This is a genomic window from Micromonospora olivasterospora, assembly GCF_007830265.1.
GTDB lineage: Bacteria > Actinomycetota > Actinomycetes > Mycobacteriales > Micromonosporaceae > Micromonospora > Micromonospora olivasterospora.
Genome location: NZ_VLKE01000001.1, coordinates 2,503,782 through 2,523,810 on the forward strand (window position 1 = coordinate 2,503,782; position 20,029 = coordinate 2,523,810).

17 protein-coding genes are annotated in these 20,029 nt (G+C 73.9%); 14 read left to right on the forward strand and 3 right to left on the reverse strand.

The window, feature by feature from the left end:
- The first annotated feature begins 51 nt into the window (after positions 1 to 51).
- The 5 genes from JD77_RS11425 (at position 52) to JD77_RS11445 (ending at position 6,005) form a co-directional block, all read left to right on the forward strand.
- On the forward strand, positions 52 to 1,086 hold the full coding sequence (locus tag JD77_RS11425; RefSeq protein ID WP_170286431.1) for a glycoside hydrolase family 26 protein: 1,035 nt from the start codon (positions 52 to 54) through the stop codon (positions 1,084 to 1,086).
- Positions 1,087 to 1,335: 249 nt separating this feature from the next.
- On the forward strand, positions 1,336 to 3,366 hold the full coding sequence (locus tag JD77_RS11430; protein ID WP_145774227.1) for a hypothetical protein: 2,031 nt from the start codon (positions 1,336 to 1,338) through the stop codon (positions 3,364 to 3,366).
- 152 nt (positions 3,367 to 3,518) lie between these two features.
- Positions 3,519 to 4,250 carry a phosphocholine cytidylyltransferase family protein gene (locus JD77_RS11435; protein WP_145774228.1) on the forward strand — a complete coding sequence of 244 codons (732 nt, stop codon included), beginning with the start codon at positions 3,519 to 3,521 and terminating at the stop codon, positions 4,248 to 4,250.
- On the forward strand, positions 4,238 to 5,305 hold the full coding sequence (locus JD77_RS11440; protein WP_145774229.1) for an iron-containing alcohol dehydrogenase family protein: 1,068 nt from the start codon (positions 4,238 to 4,240) through the stop codon (positions 5,303 to 5,305). Before JD77_RS11435 ends, JD77_RS11440 begins: the two co-directional genes overlap by 13 nt.
- On the forward strand, positions 5,280 to 6,005 hold the full coding sequence (locus JD77_RS11445) for a CDP-alcohol phosphatidyltransferase family protein (RefSeq protein ID WP_145774230.1): 726 nt from the start codon (positions 5,280 to 5,282) through the stop codon (positions 6,003 to 6,005). The genes JD77_RS11440 and JD77_RS11445 overlap by 26 nt, the downstream gene beginning before the upstream one ends.
- Positions 6,006 to 6,073: 68 nt before the next feature.
- On the opposite strand, the gene JD77_RS11450 is transcribed toward JD77_RS11445, so the two are convergent.
- Complete coding sequence (locus tag JD77_RS11450; protein WP_145774231.1) at positions 6,074 to 7,339, reverse strand: glycosyltransferase; 1,266 nt, start codon at positions 7,337 to 7,339, stop codon at positions 6,074 to 6,076.
- A 24-nt stretch (positions 7,340 to 7,363) separates the two neighbouring features.
- On the opposite strand from JD77_RS11450, the gene JD77_RS11455 reads away from it, so the two are divergent.
- The 4 genes from JD77_RS11455 to JD77_RS11470 all read left to right on the forward strand — a co-directional run bounded on the left by JD77_RS11455 (position 7,364) and on the right by JD77_RS11470 (position 12,074).
- A complete protein-coding gene (locus JD77_RS11455) occupies positions 7,364 to 8,224 on the forward strand; it encodes an Fpg/Nei family DNA glycosylase (RefSeq protein ID WP_145774232.1) in 861 nt (286 codons plus the stop codon).
- Between the two features lie 263 nt (positions 8,225 to 8,487).
- Complete coding sequence (locus JD77_RS11460) at positions 8,488 to 10,053, forward strand: sugar transferase (RefSeq protein WP_211372538.1); 1,566 nt, start codon at positions 8,488 to 8,490, stop codon at positions 10,051 to 10,053.
- A 33-nt stretch (positions 10,054 to 10,086) separates the two neighbouring features.
- Positions 10,087 to 11,310, forward strand: coding sequence for a sensor histidine kinase (locus JD77_RS11465; protein ID WP_145774234.1), 1,224 nt, complete (start codon positions 10,087 to 10,089; stop codon positions 11,308 to 11,310).
- Positions 11,307 to 12,074 (forward strand): LytR/AlgR family response regulator transcription factor, encoded by a 768-nt coding sequence (locus JD77_RS11470; RefSeq protein ID WP_145774235.1) that lies wholly within the window; start codon positions 11,307 to 11,309, stop codon positions 12,072 to 12,074. Before JD77_RS11465 ends, JD77_RS11470 begins: the two co-directional genes overlap by 4 nt.
- Before the next feature lie 36 nt (positions 12,075 to 12,110).
- On the opposite strand, the gene JD77_RS11475 is transcribed toward JD77_RS11470, so the two are convergent.
- The gene (locus JD77_RS11475; protein WP_145774236.1) at positions 12,111 to 13,349 is read right to left on the reverse strand and encodes a WD40/YVTN/BNR-like repeat-containing protein; all 1,239 of its coding nucleotides are present in this window, start codon (positions 13,347 to 13,349) and stop codon (positions 12,111 to 12,113) included.
- Positions 13,336 to 13,863 (reverse strand): sigma-70 family RNA polymerase sigma factor, encoded by a 528-nt coding sequence (locus JD77_RS11480; protein ID WP_387226304.1) that lies wholly within the window; start codon positions 13,861 to 13,863, stop codon positions 13,336 to 13,338. The genes JD77_RS11475 and JD77_RS11480 overlap by 14 nt, the downstream gene beginning before the upstream one ends.
- Positions 13,864 to 14,060: 197 nt before the next feature.
- Between JD77_RS11480 and JD77_RS11485 the strand changes: the two genes are divergently transcribed.
- The 5 genes from JD77_RS11485 to JD77_RS11505 all read left to right on the forward strand — a co-directional run bounded on the left by JD77_RS11485 (position 14,061) and on the right by JD77_RS11505 (position 19,925).
- Positions 14,061 to 14,738 carry a response regulator transcription factor gene (locus JD77_RS11485; RefSeq protein ID WP_145774237.1) on the forward strand — a complete coding sequence of 226 codons (678 nt, stop codon included), beginning with the start codon at positions 14,061 to 14,063 and terminating at the stop codon, positions 14,736 to 14,738.
- Positions 14,735 to 15,793: a HAMP domain-containing sensor histidine kinase gene (locus tag JD77_RS11490; protein ID WP_145774238.1), complete on the forward strand. Its 1,059-nt coding sequence runs from the start codon at positions 14,735 to 14,737 to the stop codon at positions 15,791 to 15,793. Before JD77_RS11485 ends, JD77_RS11490 begins: the two co-directional genes overlap by 4 nt.
- A gap of 370 nt (positions 15,794 to 16,163) precedes the next feature.
- On the forward strand, positions 16,164 to 17,774 hold the full coding sequence (locus tag JD77_RS11495; protein ID WP_246140632.1) for a DUF4153 domain-containing protein: 1,611 nt from the start codon (positions 16,164 to 16,166) through the stop codon (positions 17,772 to 17,774).
- Positions 17,775 to 17,932: 158 nt separating this feature from the next.
- Positions 17,933 to 18,283, forward strand: coding sequence for a DUF485 domain-containing protein (locus tag JD77_RS11500; protein ID WP_145777536.1), 351 nt, complete (start codon positions 17,933 to 17,935; stop codon positions 18,281 to 18,283).
- 1 nt (position 18,284) lies between these two features.
- A complete protein-coding gene (locus JD77_RS11505) occupies positions 18,285 to 19,925 on the forward strand; it encodes a sodium/solute symporter (protein WP_145774239.1) in 1,641 nt (546 codons plus the stop codon).
- The last annotated feature ends 104 nt before the right edge of the window (positions 19,926 to 20,029 follow it).

Consider the following 20,029-nt stretch of genomic DNA (forward strand, 5'->3'; position numbering starts at 1 on the left):
GTCCACCACCGGCCGTTGTCGGTGGCCATCAGCACGGGGAGGTACGCAACGATGAGGCGGGTCCGCACGATGGCCCTCGCGCTCGGTTCGGCGCTGGCCGTGGCCGGGTGTTCCGAGCCGGCCCCGGCACCGCCGCCGGCCGCGGCCAGCTCCGCGCCGCCGGCGGTGAGCCCCCGCCCGGCGGGCGGCCTGAGCACCACCGGCCGTGGCCCGGACCTGCCCGAGCGGGGCGCCTGGCTGGGCGCCTGGGTGAAGGCGGACTGGCAGACCCCGGACGGCCGGGTCGACGCGCTGGACGCCTTCGCCGAGCAGACCGGCGGCACGATCACGCTGGCGCACATGTTCCACGAGTGGGGGGACGACTTCCCCGGCCCGACGGAGCACGCGTTCCAGGCCAGCGGACGGCTACAGATGATTTCCTGGTCCGGCGCCGACACCCGGTCCATCCGCGACGGTGTGTACGACCAGCTGATCCGGCAGCGGGCCGAGAAGATCAAGCAGTTCGGGGTCCCGCTGCTGTTGCGCTGGCGCTGGGAGATGGACCGGCCCAACCTGGCCCAGAGCGTCCACTCGCCGGAGGACTACGTCGCGGCGTGGAAGCGCATCAGGGGCATCTTCACCGAGGTCGGCGCCACCAACGCGGCCTTCGTGTGGTGCCCCCACGTCCAGGGTTTCGTCAACAGCACGCGCAACGCGGCGGCGTACTACCCGGGCGACGACCAGGTCGACTGGCTCTGCACCGACGTGTACCCGGGGCGGGAGTTCGAGGGCTTCGCCGCGCAGATGGACACGTTCATGGCGTTCGCCGCGAAGCGGCCCCGGCCGGTGGTGATCGGCGAGTTCGGCGTCACCACCGAGGGCGCTCCCGGCCAGCGCGGCGGGTGGCTGCGCGAGGCCGGCGAGTACGTCAAACGGCACCCGCAGATCAAGGCCGTGGTCTACTTCGCGGCCAAGCAGACGAAGAAGCCCGCGTACGACAGCACCTTCGACGCCGACCCGGAGGGGCTGGCGGCGTTCCGGGAGCTGGCCGCCGACCCGTGGTTCGCGGCACCGCCCCCGCCGGTTCCGCCGCTCGGCCCGCGGTGAGACCCGGGCGCGCCGGCCGGACGGCCGGTGTCCCCGTCCGATCGCCCGAGCCCGGGCCGTCCGACCTCCGGGAGGATGTACGGACACAAGGGAGTCGGCGGGGTGGACACCGCGCGTAGACTGCGACGTGGTTTCCTGACACTCGTGTCCCCGGCCGCACGCCTCCGCGGCCGGCGGTCAGCCGACCGGTTCGCCTCCGGTCGCTGAAGGCATTCCACATCGTTCTCCGTCGTCTCTCCGGAGTTGTCCGTGGTCCATTCTCCCGTGCTCCGCCGCCGGCCTCTCACGGCTCTGACCTGCGCCGCGCTCACCGTCACAGGCGTCCTCGCCGCCACCCCGACGTCGGCCGCCCCCGGGCACACCACCGTGGTCGCCGCAGCCCCCTCCGCCCTCACCCCGGACATCGTCGACGGCACCGTCTTCGCCATCCACGACGCCGGCAGCAAGGTGATCGTCGGCGGTTCGTTCACCGGCGCGCGGAACCGGAACTCGACCGTCACGATCGCCCGCAAGTACGTGCTGGCCTTCGACAAGGCCACCGGCGCGGTGGACACCGCGTTCGCCCCGCAGGTCGACGGCGAGGTCCTCGACATCGTCGCCGGCCCCACCGCCGGGACGGTCTACCTCGCCGGCAAGTTCAACACCGTCGGCACCACCAGCCGCCGCAAGCTCGCCCTGCTCAACGTGAGCAACGGCAGCCTCGTCACCAGCTTCCCCAACGTGGCGTTCGACGGCCTGATCAACGACGTCGAGAAGGTGGGCAGCCGGCTGCTGGTGGGTGGCATCTTCACCAAGACCGGCACGCTCACGCGCAACGGGCTGGCCTCGCTGAACGCCTCCACCGGCGTGGTGGACAGCTACCTCACCGCCAGCCTGACCGAGAACCACAACTACCGTCCCACGGAGACCGGCGGCGCGAAGGCCGGCGTCGGGGCCGAGAAGCTGGCCGTCTCACCCGACGGCACCCAGCTCGTGGTGATCGGCAACTTCAAGAAGGCCGACGGGGCGCCGCACGACCAGATCGTCCGGCTCACCCTCGGCAGCACCGCGGCGACCGTCTCCACCTGGAACACCACTCGCTACCAGGACCGGTGCAAGTGGACAATGTTCGACTCGTACGTGCGGGACGTGAGCTTCTCCCCCGACGGGAAGTACTTCGTGGTCGCCAACACCGGCGGACCGTACGCCGGGACACTCTGCGACGCGGTGGCCCGCTGGGAGACCTCGTCCACCGGCAGCACGGTCCAACCCACCTGGATCAACTACAGCGGCGGCGACACGTTCCTCTCCGTCGGCATCACCGAGCGGGCCGTCTACGTCGGCGGCCACTTCCGCTGGCTGAACAACACCGGCGCCAGCAACTCGGCGTACCCCGGCGCGGTGGCCCGCCCCAGCATCGCCGCGCTCGACCCGCTCAACGGCCTGCCGCTGTCCTGGAACCCGGGCCGGCACCCGCGCGGGTACGGCGTGGCCGAGCTGCTGGTCACCCCGGCCGGCCTCTGGCTCGGCTCGGACCAGCCCTGGATCGGCAACTTCAAGTACCGCCGCGAGCGGATCGCGTTCTTCCCGCTGACCGGCGGTGCCACCCCGCACTCCACGACCACGGCCGCCCTGCCGGGCAACGTCTACCTCGCCGGGTTCAGCTACGGAACGGTCGACGCGGTGCGCACCCGGACGTACGACGGGGTGGGCGCGGTGGGCGCCGCCGCGACGGTCACCAGCACCGACGGCACCGCCTGGTCGACCGTCCGGGGCGGCTTCTGGGTCGGCGGCACGCTGTTCTACGGGATGAACGGCGCGCTGTGGCGACGCACCTTCAACGGCACCACCTTCGGCACGGCGACGAAGGTCGACCCGTACCACGACGCGCTCTGGGACACCGTGGTGACCGGCTCCGGGCCGTCGGGGCAGACGTACGCGGGGTCGACGGTCAGCTTCTACCCGGAGATCGCGAACGTGACCGGCATGTTCTACAGCAACGGCCGGCTCTACTACACGCTCAGCGGCTCCAGCGCCCTGTACTGGCGCTGGTTCAGCCCGGACAGCGGCACGGTCGGGGCGGACAGGTTCACCGTCGCCGGCTCGACCGGCTTCGCCGACTCCGCCGGGGTGTTCGTCTCGGGCTCCAGCCTCTACCTGGTCAACCGCCTCACCGGCAACCTCTCGTCGACCGGCTGGGTCAACGGGGCGCCGTCGGGCACCTGGACGGTGCGCAGCGGCCCGGCGCTCGACTCGGTCGACTGGCGGGCCAAGGCGATCTTCACCGGTCCCGCACTCTGACGCGGCAGCTCGATGGCCCGGCCCCCCGCGCGGGGGCCGGGCCATCGCCTTCCCGGCCGAACGCCGGGCGGGCCACCGGTTGACGGCGGGCCCGATCTTCCGCGGCGCTATCCTCCACCGGTGACCCAGAGTCGTACGAGGGAGGACTCAGCATGATCGGGATGGTGCTCGCGGCCGGAGCGGGACGCCGGCTGCGCCCGTACACCGACACCCTGCCCAAGGCGCTGGTGCCGGTGGACGGCGACACCACCATCCTCGACATCGCGCTGCACAACCTCGCCGAGGTCGGGCTGACCGAGGTCGTGGTCGTCGTCGGGTACGCCGCCGAGGCGGTCCGCGAACGGCAGGACGCGCTGGAGAAGCGCCACGGCGTGCGGATCACCCTGGTACACAACGACCGGGCCGAGGAGTGGAACAACGCGTACTCGCTGTGGCTGGCCCGCGAGCACTTCGCCCGGGGCGTGCTGCTGGTCAACGGCGACACCGTGCACCCGGTGAGCGTGGAGAAGACGCTGCTGGCCGAGCGCGGGCCGGCCATCCTGCTCGCGGTCGACACGATCAAGGTGCTGGCCGAGGAGGAGATGAAGGCCACCTTCGACGCCGCCGGCCAGCTCACCCGGATCACCAAGCTGATGGACCCGGCCGAGGCGTACGGGGAGTACATCGGGGCGACGCTGATCGAGCCGCAGGCGGCCGACGCGCTCGCCGACGCGCTGGAGGCGACCTGGCGCCGCGACCCGAACCTCTACTACGAGGACGGCTACCAGGAGTTCGCCGACCGGGGCGGGGAGGTGCGGGCGGCGCCCATCGGGGACGTCTCGTGGGTCGAGGTCGACAACCACGCCGACCTGGCCCGCGCCCGGGAGATCGCGTGCCGCTACTAGCCCGGACGGTCCTCACCCCGCTGCACATCGACGTACGGCGGGGCGCGGTGGCCGATCTCGCCGCGATCCTCGCCGACGGTCGGATCTCCGCCGGGGGCGACGTCGCGGTGGTGGTCGGTCCGGGGCAGGGCGAGCAGATCGCCGAGCTGATCCGCCCGTCGCTGCGCTCGGCGGACGTGTTCACCGTGACCGGGGGCACGCTCGACGCCGCCGACGACCTGGGCGCCAAGCTGCGCGACCGGTCGTACGACGCGGTGGTCGGCATCGGCGGCGGCAAGACCATCGACGTGGCGAAGTACGCCGCCACCCGGCGCGGCCTGCCCATGGTCACCGTGGCGACCGGCCTGGCCAACGACGGAATCGCCTCCCCGGTGGCCAGCCTGATCACCGACGGGATCAAGGGCTCGTACGGGGTGCACATCCCGATCGCCGTGATCGTGGACCTGGACTTCGTGGAGGCCGGCCCGGAGCGGCACAACCGGGCCGGGATCGGCGACGTGGTCAGCAACATCAGCGCGCTGGCCGACTGGGAGCTGGCCCGGCAGGTCCGCGGCGAGCCGGTCGACGGGCTGGCCGCCTCGCTGGCCCGGATGGGCGCCGAGGCGGTGCTCGCCCACCAGGGCGACATGAGCGACGACGGGTTCGTCACCGTGCTGGCCGAGGCGCTGATCTCCACCGGCCTCGCGATGGCGGTCTGCGGCACCAGCCGCCCGGCCAGCGGCGGCTGCCACGAGATCATGCACGCCGTCGACGCGCTCTACCCGGGCACCGCCTCGCACGGCGAGTTGGCCGGGCTCGGCGCGCTCTTCTGCACCTTTCTGCGCGGCGACGAGCGCCGGTTCGTGGAGATGTCGGCCTGCCTGGCCCGGCACGGCCTGCCCCGGCTGCCCGCCGAGGTCGAGCTGACCGACGACCAGTTCGTGGCGGCGGTGCAGTTCGCGCCGGCCACCCGGCCGGACCGCTACACGATCCTCGAACACCTCGCGATGTCGCCTTCCGAGACGCGGGAGCGGCTGGCAGACTACGCCGGTGCACTCCGCGACCACCTTGGCTGAGCCGTCCCGCCCCTCCGTCGCCGACTTCCACCGGGTGAACCGGGGCGGCGGCCTGTTCAGTGAGTCGGTCAGCCAGTGGTTGGGAGCGGCGTTCGCGCTGGTCGCGCAGCGGCTCGGGCTGCGCCCCACCGCCCTGTCGATGACCAACCTGGTGCTCGGCCTGGCCACCTCGCTGACCGTGGTGGTCCTCGCCGGCCCGGTCGCCGCGGGGGACGCACCGGCCTGGGTGGTCGGGCTGGTCGCGCTGGTCGGCTGGCAGGTCGCGTACGCCCTGGACTGCGCCGACGGGCAGCTGGCCCGGGTGACCGGGCAGGGCAACCCCGCCGGTGCCCGGGTCGACGTGCTCTGCGACGTGGCCGCCCAGATCGCCCTGGTGGCCGCGCTGGCCGCCACGGCCGTGGCCCAGCACCCGTCGACGCCGACCTGGCTGGTCGCGGTCTTCGCCGGCACGTGGATGGTCAACCTGGTGACCTCGGTGATGCAGGCCGGCCCGAACGCGGCCAGCATGGTCACCTCGACCAGCCTGCCGGTCCGGCTGGTCAAGCTGGTCCGCGACTACGGCGCGGTGATCTTCGGCGCCGCCCTGGTGCTGCTGTTCGCCCCGGCCCTCACCCTCTGGGTGATCGTGGCGTTCACGGTCGTCAACGGCGGCTTCCTCCTGGCCAGCATCGCCTTCTCGGCCCGCGCCTCCCTCCGCTGACCCCGCGCCCCGCGCAGGGGCCGCAGAGAACGCGCGCGGGAGCATCCGCGAAGAGCAGAGACGGTCGGTCAGCGGCGGGCGGTGGCGGCGAGGTCGGCGTAGACGTCGATGAGGCGCTTCGTGACCACGTCGGGGTGGAAGGTGCGCTCGTAGCGGGCGCGGGCGGCCGGCGCCAGCCGCGCCGCCTCGGCGCGGGCCACCGACAGGGCGGCGGCCAGGGCGGCCGGCTCCGGCGGCACGACCCAGCCCGTCTCGCCCGTCACCACGCCGGTCGGCAGGGGCACCCGGCCCGCCCCCGGGGCGGCGGAGGCGACGGCGGCCGGGCCGGTGCCGGCGGGCTCCCGGGGGGCGTCCGCGCCCACCAGGTACGGGATGCCGCCGAGGGCGGTGCCGAGCACCGGCCGGCCGCTCGCCAGCGCCTCGATGATCACGGTGGGCAGCACGTCGTGCCAGGTGGAGGCGGCCACGACCACCGCGCTGGCCTCGATCGCCGCGCGCACCCCGGCGCGGTCCAGCGGCCCGAGGAAGGTCACGTCGGCGCGCTCGGCCGCGGCGGCCTCGGCCAGCGGCCGCAGCTCGCCGTCGCCGGCGATCCGCAGCGGACCGAGCGCGCCGTCCGGGTGCCGCCGCCAGGCGTCCAGCAGCAGGCCGAGCCCCTTCTCCGGGGTGAGCCGTCCCATGAACAGGAAGCCGTCGCCGAGCGGCGCCGGGCGCCCGGGGTCCGGGATGCCGTTGGGCTTCACCACGATGCGTTCGGCGGGCACGCCGTAGTCGCGCAGGTGGTCGGCGACCGCCGAGGTGAGCGCGATGTAGCGGTCCACCGAGTGCCAGGTGCCCCGGTGCACGGCCAGCGTGGTGGCCATGAGGGCGCTCTGCGCCCGGGACCCCCGGTAGCAGCGGTGCACGATCGCCGGCACGCCGAGCGCCCGACCCCGGCAGTCCTGGCAGATCATCCCGTCGCGGAAGTACAGGCCGGAGGAGCAGACCTGCCGGTAGTTGTGCACGGTCTGCACCACCGGCACGCCGTGCCTGTGCGCGGTCCGCACCACCCAGGGCGAGAGCAGCGGGTACGGGTTGTGCAGGTGCAGCACGTCCGGGCGGTGCTCGGTGATCAGCCGGCTCAGCTCCTGCTGGGCGCGCGGGGCGTAGATCGGGGACAGCGGCAGCAGCGCCTTGGCCGTCTTCGGCAGGCTGGGGATCTCGTCGGAGCTGCGCAGGAACGGCAGCACCTCCATCCCGGCGGCGGTGAGCTGGGCGATCTCCGCGTCGACGATGGTGTTCTCGCCGGACGGCTGGGCCTCCCGGTACCGGTTGTGCGCCACCACGATTCTCACGGGCAGAAAGGCTACCGTGGGCTGATGCCAGAGCTACCGGAGGTGGAAGCGCTCGCCGGCTACCTGCGCGAGCGCGCGGTGGGGCGGCGCGTCGACCGGGTCGAGGTCGCCGCGATCAGCGCCCTGAAGACGTACGACCCGGCGCCCGCCGCCGTGTCGGGTCGCGCGGTGACCGACGCCCGGCGGCACGGCAAGTTCCTCGACGTGGTCTTCGACGGCGACCTGCACCTCGTGGTGCATCTGGCCCGGGCCGGCTGGCTGCACTACCGGGAGTCGTTCCCCTCCACCGCCCCGCTTCGTCCCGGCAAGGGGCCGATCGCCCTGCGGGTCCGGCTCGACGACGGCTCCGGATTCGACCTGACGGAGGCGGGCACCCAGAAGAAGCTGGCCGCGTACCTGGTCGCCGACCCGGCGCAGGTGCCCGGGGTGGCCAAGCTCGGCCCGGACGCGCTCGCCGCCGACCTGCCCACCTTCGCCGAGCGGATCCGCGGCCGCCGGGGCCAGGTCAAGGGCGTGCTGACCGACCAGGCGGTGCTGGCCGGGGTGGGCAACGCGTACTCGGACGAGATCCTGCACGCGGCAAGGCTGTCGCCGTTCGCGCTCACCGACCGGCTGACCGACGCTCAGGTGGCCGCCCTGCACGAGGCGACCCGGCGGGTGCTCGGGGACGCGGTGACCCGGTCGCTGGGGCAGAAGGCGGCCGAGCTGAAGGGGGAGAAGCGCTCCGGGCTGACCGTGCACGCCCGGACCGGGCTGCCCTGTCCGGTCTGCGGGGACACGGTGCGCGAGGTGTCGTTCGCCGACTCCAGCCTCCAGTACTGCCCGACGTGCCAGACCGGCGGCAAGCCGTTGGCTGACCGACGGTTGTCGCGACTCGTACGGTGAGTAACGCCACTCGGGGACTACCGAGCGGAATGACCCATCGCGTGCCGATCATCCCGCTCGACGCCTCTACCCCGACCCTCATCCATCGGTATAGTGGCTCGGTCCCCGGCTTTCGCACCTGAGGTGGAGCCGGCCGGATCCCAGCGGCTACACGGGCCCCCGTCCCTCGGGTCGGCGTCCGGTGCGGGTTCCGCGTGGGAAACTGAACGGTGGGCGACCCGGGCCCTCACTGCGAGTGAGCGGCACGCGTCATGCGGGAGGACATGGGTGAGGTGACGACAAGCCTCCAGCGCCCGGTAACCAACACAGGCCGGAGCAAACACGTGCGGCACGTCGACAGCTTCGAGATCCAGCCGCCGACACCGCCGTCGCACAACGGCGTACCCCGGTCGGCCTGGGCTCGCGCCCGCCGACGCGTCTCCCGCTGGCACCGTCCCTACACCGCGGCCCTGCTGCTGCTCGACTCGGGCGCGGCGGCGTTGGCCAGCTTCCTGGCCATCCAGATCTTCCAGCAGGCGGCGTCGGGCTTCAGCAGCGCACACGAGTCGTGGTTCTACACGGTCGCGTTCGTCCTGCTCCCGCTCGGCTGGTTGATCATCCTGTGGGGCAACCGGGCGTACGACCGGCGATACCTCGGCCTCGGGCCGGACGAGTTCAAACGGGTGATCCGGGGCGGGGTGGCCGTCGCCGCCACCGTCTCCTTCATCGCGTTCGCCCTCAAGGCCGACCTCTCCCGGTGGACGGTCGGCTTCGCGCTGCTCGGCGCGCTGCTGCTGATCCTGCTCGGGCGGATGCTGGCGCGGCTGACCCTGCACCTGATCCGCCGCCGGGCCGGCCAGGCCGGGCACCGGATGGTCCTCGTGGGCACCCTGCCGGAGTGCCTGGAGGTCTACGCGGCGGTCACCCGCAACCCGAGCGCCGGGCTGGTGCCGGTGGCCATCCACATCACCGACGGGTACGCGGCGGCCCGCGGCATGGACACCCCCGTTCCCGTGTACGCGGGCCGGGACGTGCTCGCCCTCGTCCGCGAGGTCGGCGGCGACACGATCGCGGTCTGCGGCTCGGCCAGCGCCGAGCCGGGCGAGTTGCGCCGGCTGGCCTGGCAACTGGAGGGCTCCGGCGTCGACCTGGTGGTCGCCCCGCAGCTCACGGACATCGCCGGCCCCCGGGTGCACATCCGCCCGATCGAGGGCCTGCCGCTGCTGCACGTCGAGGAGCCGACCCTGTCGGGCCCGGCGCTGCTGGCCAAGAACCTGATGGACCGGGTCGCCGCCGGCCTCGGCCTGGTGCTGCTGATCCCGGTGTTCGTCGCGATCGCCGTTGCCATCCGGCTCTCCGACCGCGGCCCGGTCTTCTTCCGCCAGCCCCGCGTCGGCCACGAGGGGCGCACCTTCCGGGTGTGGAAGTTCCGCACCATGTACGTCGACGCCGAGGATCGGCTGGCCAGCCTGGTCGACCAGAACGAGACCGACGGCATGCTGTTCAAGATGAAGCAGGACCCGCGGGTCTTCCCGGTGGGCCGCTTCCTGCGGGCCTCCTCGCTCGACGAGCTGCCCCAGCTGATCAACGTGCTCAAGGGCGAGATGTCCCTGGTCGGGCCGCGCCCGCTGCCGGCCGACGACGGCGACTTCCTCGGCGACGTGCGCCGCCGGCTCCTGGTCCGGCCCGGCATGACCGGCCTGTGGCAGGTCTCCGGCCGCTCCGACCTGTCCTGGGACGAGGCGGTCCGGCTGGACCTCTACTACGTCGACAACTGGTCGCTCGCGTACGACCTGAGCATCCTGTGGCGCACGGTGGGCGTGGTGCTGGCCCGCAAGGGCGCGTACTAGCGCACGGAGGGCCGCAGCCGTCAGGATCGCTGCGTGGCAGGCAACCTCTCCGCCGTCGTCGGCGTGGTCTCGCTCGGCACGGCACTGGCCGCGGCGCTGTACGCGGTCGCCCGGCTGCGCGCCCGACGGGGCATCGCCACGGCGACCCAGCGGGCCACGTACGAGGTGCTGCACACCGCCGGGCTGGCCGCCGAGCCCCTGCGCGCGGGGCTGACGGAGGCGGGCGCGGCGAAGGCCGTACGCCACCTGCGGGCCCTGGTGGGGGCGGCCGGGCTGGCCCTGACGGACCGGGACCGGCTGCTCGCCCTCGACGGGCGCGGCGGGCACCACGCCGACCAGCTGCTCGCGGCGGCCCAGCGGGCGACGGCGGGCGGGCGGTCGACGGTGCTGGGGGAGTCGGAGCTGCACTGCGACCGGGTCGACTGCCCGGTCCGCGGGGCGGTGGTGGCCCCGCTGCGCGCCGACGGCCGGGTGGTCGGGGCGCTGGTCGCCGTCGCGGACGGTCCCCCCGCCCCGGGGTTGGTCCAGGCCACCCTGGAGACCGCGCACTGGGCCGGCAACCAGCTCGCCCTGGCCGAGCTGGACCGCTCCCGCGAGCGGCTGGCCCGCGCCGAGGTACGCGCGCTGCGCGCCCAGATCAGCCCGCACTTCATCTACAACGCGCTGACGGCGATCGGCTCGTTCGTCCGCACCGACCCGGAGCGGGCCCGGGAGCTGATCCTGGAGTTCGCCGAGTTCACCCGGTACTCCTTCCGGGCGCACGGGGAGTTCACCACGCTGGCCGAGGAGCTGCGCTCGATCGACCGCTACCTGACCATCGAGCGGGCCCGGTTCGGCGACCGGCTCCAGGTGCGACTCCAGATCGCCCCGGAGGTGCTGCCGGTGACGCTGCCGTTCCTCTGCCTCCAGCCGCTGGTGGAGAACGCGGTCCGGCACGGGTTGTCACGCAAGCCCGGCACCGGCATGGTGAGCATCGAGGCCCGGGACGCGGGCGCGGAGTGCCACATCACGGTGGAGGACGACGGAGTGGGCATGGACCCGACGACGCTGACCGCCGGCATCGCCGAGCTGGCCGGCGCCGGCAGCGACCCGACCGACGACGCGGGCCAGCACGTCGGCCTCTCGAACGTCGACGAGCGGCTGCGCTCGGCGTTCGGGGACCGGTTCGGCCTGGTCGTCGAGACGGGGCTCGGCTCCGGTACGCGGGTGAGCCTGCGGGTGCCGAAGTTCCACCCCGGCGTACGGGCCGGTTCGTGAGCGTGACTCCGCCCGGCTTCCTCCGGGTGCTGGCGGTGGACGACGAGCCGCCGGCGCTGGACGAGCTGGCGTACCACCTGCGGGCCGACCCCCGGGTGGCCCGGCTGCACACGGCGGGGGACGCGACCGAGGCGCTGCGGGTACTCCGCGACGGCGACGTGGACGTGGTCTTCCTGGACATCCGGATGCCCGGGCTGGACGGCATGGAGCTGGCCCGGGTGCTGCGCCGGTTCGCCCGGCCCCCGGCGATCGTCTTCGTCACCGCGTACGACGACGGCGCGGCGGACGCCTTCGACCTGGGCGCCACCGACTACGTGCGCAAGCCGGTGCGGGCCGAGCGGCTGGCCGAGTCGCTGCGCCGGGTGATCGGCTCCCGGGTGGTGCCGTCGCACCCGGCGGCCCTGGCCCGCGCGGAGGAGGACCCGACGATCCCCGTCGAGCTGGCCGGCACCACCCGGATGCTGCCGCGCTCGGCGGTGCGCTGGGTCGAGGCGCAGGGCGACTACGCCCGGCTGCACACCGCCGACGGCTCGCACCTGGTCCGGGTGTCGCTGGCCACCCTGGCGGAGCGCTGGGCGGACGCCGGTTTCGTCCGCATCCACCGCTCGTACCTGGTGCAGCTGAAGCTGATCGCCGAGCTGCGACTGGTCAACTCCGGGTACGTGGTGGTGGTCGACTCCACCGAGCTGCCGGTGAGCCGCCGGCACACCCGGGAGCTGAAGGACAAGCTGGTCCGGGCGGCGAAGCAGGACTGGAACCGCTGACCGGGCCGGCTGCGGTGTCATCGGGACGGCGACCCGTCACGGCAGCCGCAGGGGAGCCCAGGTCGTGCCGTCCCGGCTCACCTGAGCCGTCGCCGTCCCGGCCACGGCGTCACCCGGCTCGGTCAGCCAGGCCAGCCCGGGGCTGGATCCTGCGATGCCACCCTGGGTGACGACCGCGCTCCGGGTGAAGTGGCGTCCACCGTCCCGGCTGACGTAGAAGAAGGCAGCACTGGCGTCGTGGGTCCGGTCTCCGACGAGGAGTGACCCGTCCCGCCCGACGGTGAAGGGCCGAACAATAGTGTTGGTGGGTAGGTCGGTGCCCATCTCCGTCCAGGTACGCCCCCCGTCCAGGGTGTGCAGGAGCAGCGCGGAGCCCGAGGACCGAGGCCGGTCCGGGGCGCTCGTGCGGGGCAGGGCCAGCAGGTACGCCTCGCTCGCGCTGACCCCCGCGACCGCAACCGTCCACGCGCCGTCCGGTTCCCCGGCGGTACGCCAGGTAGCACCCCTGTCCACGCTGCGCGCGATCCGCGGCGATTCATCGGCCGATTCGGAATGGTAGGTGACCCAGATCGTCCCGTCCGGGCTGGCCTGGACGCTGAACGGCCGCTGGGACGACGGTGGTTCGCCACTGAGCCGGAACACGTCCCCGGTCTGGGGGTCGACGGCCAACGGCCCGGAAAGCGCGTGGCAGCCCGCCTGGCAGGAAACAAGCAGCGCCGTCCGCGGGAACGCCGGCACCTCGATCATCGCGTCGGTGGCGTCGCGCCACGTCTGCCCACCGTCGGTGGAGAGAACGCGGTGGCCGTCGAACTCCACCAGGTAGCTCCGCTCACCCAGCACGGTGTATCCCACGGTCGACGGATTCCTCTCTGGGCCGTCGGCCTGCTGGCGGCAGGGTGCCTCGGACCGGGCCGGACGAAAGTCCGTCCAGTGCCGCCCGCCGTCGCTGGTCGAGGAAAAACGGATGTCGCACCGGTCGTCCCCCCGGACCTGGACGGCGACAGCCTTGTCCTCGGACAACACGAAGAGCTCGCTGACCGGGCTGTTGATCGGGGTGGGCAGGACTCCGTCTGGGCTGAAGCTGCCGCCTGCCGTCCGGTAACCGCCGAACGGCACGGACGCCGCCCCGGCCAGAGAGACAACCGCAGCCAGGGCGATCCCGGCCCGGTGCCGCCGGCGGGAACGGGCGGCGGAGCGAAGCGCTGCCAGTGGTGGCTGCCGGACGGCGTCGGCGACGATCTCGGGGTCGAACCCGGGGAACTCACGAGCGGACATCGATCCTCCCGGTGCGATTGGTGTCGGTGAGGTCGGATTCGGTGAGGAGTTCCGCGAGCGCCCGCCGGCCCCGCGACAGGCGGGACTTGACCGTCCCGGCGGAGACACCCAGGGTCGCCGCGACCTCGTCCACCGGCAGGTCGACCAGGTAGTGCAGGGCCAGGGCGTACCGCTGCCCCTCGGGGAGCCTGCGGAGCGCGGCCAGCAGCGCGAGGTGCTCCGGCGCGGTGTCCGCGACGACCGGCGGCGGGCCGATCCGGCGCAGCAGCCCGTCCAGCACCCGCCGCCGCCGGTGCCGGCTGCGGGCGACGTTCACCGCCACCCGCCGCAGCCAGGCCTCGGGGTTGTCCAGCCCCGCGAACCGCCGGGGCGCGGCGAGCGCCCGGGTGAACGCCTCCTGCACCGCCTCCTGCGCCTCGCTGAGATCGCCGGTCACCGCGTACAGCTGGACCACCAGTCGCCGGAAACAGCCGGCGTACAGCTCGCTGATCAGGTCGCCCTCGGACACCGTCACCTTCTCTCTTCCCTCTTCCACTCCTGGGCGGGGAGGAAGGTTCCGACGAACGGGCCGTCGTTGTCTACAACGATCCGCCTGAACGCGGCTACCCACAGCGTTGTCCACCGGGTTATCCACAGGTGTGGAGAGTTCTCCACAGGTTGTTCACAACGCACCCCACTGATCTCCACGGCCGCTGCCTACAGTTCCTTCCCATGAAGGAGCGCAGGGTGCTGGTGGTCGAGGACGAGCGGACGATCGCCGAGTCGGTCGCCACCCGGCTACGGGCCGAGGGCTTCGCCGTAGAGATCGCCGCGGACGGGCCCGCCGCCGTAACCCGGTTCCGGGCGTGGCAGCCCGATCTGGTCGTCCTCGACGTGATGCTGCCCGGGTTCGACGGGCTGGAGGTGTGCCGGCGCATCCAGGCCGACCGCCCGGTGCCCGTCCTCATGCTCACCGCCCGGGACGACGAGACGGACCTGCTGGTCGGGCTCGCCGTCGGCGCGGACGACTACCTCACCAAGCCGTTCTCGATGCGCGAGCTGGCCGCCCGGGTACACGTGCTGCTGCGCCGGGTCGAGCGGGCAGCCGCGGCGCCGCCCGCCACGGTGGCCCTCGGCGACGTGGAGATCAACCAGGCCGAGCGGCGGGTGCTGCGGGCCGGCGTCGAGGTGCACCTGACCCCGACCGAGTTCGACCTGCTGGTCCATTTCGCGGGCCGGCCACGTACGGTGCTGCCCCGGGAGCGGCTGCTCGCCGACGTGTGGGGCTGGGCCGACGGCTCCGGCACCCGTACGGTGGACAGCCACGTCAAGGCGCTGCGCCGCAAGCTCGGCGCCGACCTGATCCGCACGGTCCACGGCGTCGGCTACGCGCTGGAGGTGCAGCCGTGATCGAGCGCCTGGTCACCTGGCTGAACCGGGTGCTGCCGCGGCCGCTGGACCCGGTCCGCTCGATCAAGGCGAAGCTCGGCCTCCTGCTGGTCGCCTCGGGGGCGGCGGGGATGGGCTACTTCTGGTACGCCATCGGCTGGCTGCCGCCGATGACCTCGGCGACCGCGATCGGCGTGGCGCTGCTCACCTCGCAGGTGCTGGCGCACGGGATGACCTCCCCGCTGCGGGAGATGACGGCGGCGGCCGGGGCGATGGCCCGGGGCGACTACTCCCGGCGGGTCCGGGCCACCTCTCGCGACGAGGTGGGCGAGCTGGCCCAGGCGTTCAACAAGATGGCCGCCGACCTGGCCGCGGCCGACCAGCGCCGGCGCGAACTGATCGCGAACGTCTCGCACGAGCTGCGTACGCCCATCACGGCGTTGCAGGGTGTCCTGGAGAACCTGGTCGACGGCGTCGCCCCGACCGAGCCGGCCGCGCTGCGGGCCGCGCTGGCCCAGACCGAGCGGCTCGGCCATCTCGTCGGCGACCTTCTCGACCTGTCCCGCCTGGACGCCGGCGTGGTGCCGCTGCGCCGGACGAGCATCGACCTGGGCGACTTCCTTGAGGATGCGGTGGAGCAGGCGGCGGCGACCGCCGCCGGGGTCGGGCGGGACGTCCGGTTCCGGCTCCGCCCGCTGCCGGCTCCGCTGACCGTGTACGCGGACCCGTCGCGGCTGCACCAGGTCTTCGCCAACCTGCTCGACAACGCCGCCCGGCACAGTCCCGCCGGTGGAACCGTGCTGCTCGGCGCGGAGGAGCGGGCCGGCCAGCTGCACGTCGAGGTGAACGATGAGGGCGAGGGCATCCCGGTCGCCGAGCGATCCCGGGTGTTCGAGCGGTTCACCCGGGGCGACCGGTCCGGCGGCGGCGGGACAGGGCTCGGCCTGGCGATCGCGCGCTGGGTGGTCGAGCTGCACGGGGGAAGCATCGCCGTCCTCGACCCCCATCCGTCGGCGGCCGGTCCCCACCTGGGCTGCCGCATCCGCGTCACCCTCCCGGTGACCGCCTCCGCCTGACCCTCTTCTTTCTGCGTTCCTTCCCCCCTTCGTGGTCCCTCCAGGAGTCGTCGTGCCCGAAAAAAGCGAAATGCCCGCAGCGGATGATCGCGGCAAGAGATCTTGGAACGAAACGGCCCCCGGGCCGGTCACGCCCCCGCAACATGTGCCGGTCACGGCGCCCCCGCCCGGCACGCAGGTCGCACCGCCGCCCGGCGGGCAGGTCGCACCGCCGCCCGGCACGCAGGTCGCACCCTGGCCCCTGGGACAGGCCGCGCCGGGGGTCGCCGGGCCGGTCGCCCCGGTGCCGTACCGGCCTGGGCCGCCGCCGCGCCGACCGTTTGGCTGGCAGCGCCGCTGGCCGGGGCCGACGGCGCCCGCCCGACCCGTCGTGCTCGGCGCGGTGGCCGTCGCCGCCGCAGTGGCGGCGTCCGTCGTCCCGCTCGACCGCCCCGGCCTCGGCTGGTTGCTGGCCGCGTTGACCGCCACCGCCGCCCTCGTCCCGGCATCTCGCACCGCCGCATCCGCCAAGACCGGCGCCGGGCCGGCCGGAACCGCATCGACCCGAACCGTCCCGGACAAGACCCCGCCGACCGGAACCACACCCACCGGCACCACCCCGGACAAGACCCCGCCGGCCGCTGCGGCGTCCTCCGGCGGGCGCAGTGCGGAGAAGGGCGACAGCCCAGCCGCCGTCCGTCCCGACGCCACGGGGGCGCCGGGCCGGACGGCGATCCGGCTGGTCTGGGCCGCCGCCACGGTCGCCCTCGTCTCCGTCGGGTACGTCCGGGCCGCCGGCTGGCTCTTCGTGCTCTGCCTGCTCGCCGCCCTGGTCACCGGCGCGCTCGCCGTGACGGGCGGCCGGACGCCGCTCGGCATGCTGGCGGCCGCCGTACTCACCCCGGCCGCCCCGTTCCGGGCGCTCCCATGGGCGAAGCGCGGACTGCCCCGCTCCGGCCCCGCCGCGTCCGCGGTCAAGCGTGGGCTGGCCACCGTCGCCGCCTCGGTGGGCCTGCTGGTGGTCTTCGGCCTGCTGCTCTCCTCGGCCGACGCGGTCTTCGCCGACCTGCTCGCCAGCGCGCTGCCCGAGGTCTCCGGGGGCGGGACGGTCGGCTGGCTCTTCCGCTTCGGGCTGGTCGGCGCCGGCCTGCTCGGCGGGGCGTACCTGCTGGCCGCGCCGGCCGACCTGGACGGGCTGCGGGTGACCCCGGCCCGGCCCGTACGGCGGCTGGAGTGGGCGGTCCCGCTGGCCCTGCTCGACGCGCTCTTCGCCGCGTTCGTGCTGGTACAGCTCACCGTGCTGTTCGGCGGCTCCGGTCACGTGCTGCGCACCGCCGACCTCAGCTACGCCGAGTACGCCCGCAGCGGTTTCTGGCAGCTCCTCGCGGTCTCCGCGCTCACCCTGCTCGTGCTCGCCGGGGCGGGCCGCTGGGCGCCCCGGTCCACCCGGGTCGACCGGCTGCTGATCCGGTTCCTGCTCGGTACGCTCACCGCGCTCAGCCTGGTCGTCGTCGCCTCGGCGCTGTACCGGATGCAGGTCTACGCCGACGCGTACGGGGCGACCCGGCTGCGGCTGGTCGTGGCGACCGCCGAGCTGTGGCTCGGGGTGCTCTTCCTGCTGGTCGGGGCGGCGATCGTACGGCTGCGCGCCGGCTGGCTGCCCGGGCTGGTCGTGGGCACGGCGGTGCTCGCCCTGCTCGGCCTCGCGGCGGTGAACCCGGACGGGCTGATCGCCGAGCGCAACGTCGACCGGTACCGGCAGATCGGCCGGATCGACGTGCAGTACCTCTCCCTGCTCTCCGCCGACGCCGTTCCGGCGCTGGCCCGGCTGCCGGAGCCGATGCGCACCTGCGCCCTGCGGCACATCGCGGCCACGCTGCCGGACGACGGGCTCGGGACGGCGAACCTGGGCCGGGCCGCGGCCGGGAGGCTGCTCCGCCCGGCGCTGATGGCGGCGAGCCCGCAGGACTGTCCCGTACCCCCGCCGCGGCGGACCTGGTGACCCGCCCTTGACAATCCCGCCGATCGGGCGAGACTGCCGGGGTGGCCGCATCCGAGGAGTCCGTACCGGCGCCCCGGACGCCGGCCCCGGCCGCCGGACGGGCGCCGGCTCCGCCCGGGGCCTCGGCCGCCGGACGGGCGGCGGCCGGGCGGACCCGGATCGTGCTGGCCGAGGTTTCCCGCCGGGACACCGGCGTCGACCGCACGCGCGCCGAGCTGGCCCAGCAGACGCAGGTCGGCGAGGCGCTGGTCCGCGGCCTCGTCCGGGCCCAGCTCGCCTTGGCGCTGCGGCTGAGCCTGGTGGTCGCGATCGGGCTCGGCGGCCTGCCGTGGCTGTTCGCCATCGCGCCCTCGGTGGGCCGGGTGACCGTGTTCGGGGTGAACCTGCCCTGGCTGCTGCTCGGGGTGGTGGCCTTCCCGTTCCTGATCGCCGTGGGCTGGGCGTACGTGCGGCTGGCGGAGCGCAACGAGCAGGACTTCACCGACCTGGTCCAGCGGCCGGAGCGCTGAGATGCACAACGGGTACGTCGTCCCGGCGATCGTCGCCGTCACCCTGGCCACTCTCGGGATCGGCTTCTACGGGCTGCGGCTGGCCCGGACCACCTCCGATTTCCTGGTCGCCTCCCGGGCGGTCAGCCCGACCTGGAACGCCGCCGCGATCGGCGGGGAGTACCTGTCGGCGGCGTCGTTCCTGGGCGTGGCCGGCCTGATCCTCAAGTACGGCGTGGACGTGCTCTGGTATCCGGTCGGCTTCGCCGCCGGCTACCTGGCACTGCTGCTCTTCGTGGCCGCCCCGCTGCGCCGCTCCGGCGCGTTCACCCTGCCGGACTTCTGCGAGGTGCGGCTCGGCTCGCGCCGGCTGCGTACCCTGGCCACCGCCTTCGTGATCTTCATCGGGTGGCTGTACCTGGTGCCGCAACTCCAGGGGGCGGGGCTGACGCTGACCACGGTGACCGGTTCGCCGTACCCGGTGGGGGCGCTGGTGGTGGCCGGGGTGGTCACGGCGAACGTGGCGCTGGGCGGGATGCGGGCGGTCACGTTCGTCCAGGCGTTCCAGTACTGGCTGAAGCTCACCGCGCTCGCCGTACCCGCGATCTTCCTGATCCTGCAGTGGCAGGCCGACGGCCGCCCGGCGGTGACCCCGCCCGACGGGCCGGCGTTCCGCACCGCGACCACCGTCGTGGTCGAGCACCGCGCGACCCTCACCCTCGGCGACGGCGAGATCCGGGAGGTACGCCCCGGCGACCGCCTCGACTTCGCCGCCGGCGACCCGGTGCCGCGGGTCTCCGGTACGGCCACCGACGCCGCCGACTGGCTGCTGCCGAGCGCCGCCGGGGACGACGACCGGGGGCTGTTCGCCACGTACTCGCTGATCCTGGCGACGTTCCTCGGCACGATGGGCCTGCCGCACGTGCTCGTACGGTTCTACACCAACCCGGACGGCGCGGCGGCCCGGCGCACCACCCTGGTCGTGCTGGCCCTGGTCGGCGCGTTCTACCTGCTGCCCACCCTGTACGGCGTGCTGGGCCGGATCTACACCCCGCAGCTGCTGGTCACCGGGCAGACCGACGCGGCGGTGGTGCTGCTGCCCGGGGCGGCGCTGGGGGACGGGACGACCGGCCGGCTGCTGGCCGCCCTCGTCTCCGCCGGGGCGTTCGCGGCGTTCCTGTCCACGTCGTCCGGGCTGCTCACCAGCGTCGCCGGGGTGATCTCCACCGACGTGCTCGGGCACGGCTCGGTGCGCGGCTTCCGGATCGCCACGCTGATCGCGGGCGGGGTCCCGGCGGTGCTCGCACTGAACGTCTCCGGGATGGACGTCTCGCAGGTCGTCGGGCTGGCGTTCGCGGTCGCCGCGTCCAGCTTCTGCCCGCTGCTGGTGCTCGGCATCTGGTGGCGGGGGCTCACCGACGTGGGAGCGGCCGCCGGGGTGCTGGTCGGCGGCGGCGCGGCGGTCGGCGCGGTGCTGCTCACGGCGCTGGGCGCGCCGCTGACCGGCTGGCCGGCCACGCTCACCGCGCAGCCGGCCGCCTGGACCGTTCCCCTCGCGTTCACCGTCATGGTGGCGGTGTCGGTGGCGACCCGCCGCCGGCTCCCCGCCGACGTCGGGGCGACGATGCTCCGCCTGCACGCCCCCGAGGCGCTCCGTTTGTAGGGTGGCCGCCGATGGTGACTACGGGGCGCGGACGCCGGCCTGACGACCCGCGTCGATCATGGGTTGGCTGGACGAATTGTCGGGCTCGTTGCGACGAACTCCAT

Coding starts and splice junctions, on each gene's coding strand:
- JD77_RS11425 (WP_170286431.1), top strand. CDS start 52: ATGAGGCGGGTCCGCACGATGGCCCTCGCGCTCGGTTCGGCGCTGGCC.
- JD77_RS11435 (WP_145774228.1), top strand. CDS start 3,519: ATGATCGGGATGGTGCTCGCGGCCGGAGCGGGACGCCGGCTGCGCCCG.
- JD77_RS11455 (WP_145774232.1), top strand. CDS start 7,364: ATGCCAGAGCTACCGGAGGTGGAAGCGCTCGCCGGCTACCTGCGCGAG.
- JD77_RS11460 (WP_211372538.1), top strand. CDS start 8,488: ATGGGTGAGGTGACGACAAGCCTCCAGCGCCCGGTAACCAACACAGGC.
- JD77_RS11475 (WP_145774236.1), bottom strand. CDS start 13,349: ATGTCCGCTCGTGAGTTCCCCGGGTTCGACCCCGAGATCGTCGCCGAC.
- JD77_RS11485 (WP_145774237.1), top strand. CDS start 14,061: ATGAAGGAGCGCAGGGTGCTGGTGGTCGAGGACGAGCGGACGATCGCC.
- JD77_RS11505 (WP_145774239.1), top strand. CDS start 18,285: ATGCACAACGGGTACGTCGTCCCGGCGATCGTCGCCGTCACCCTGGCC.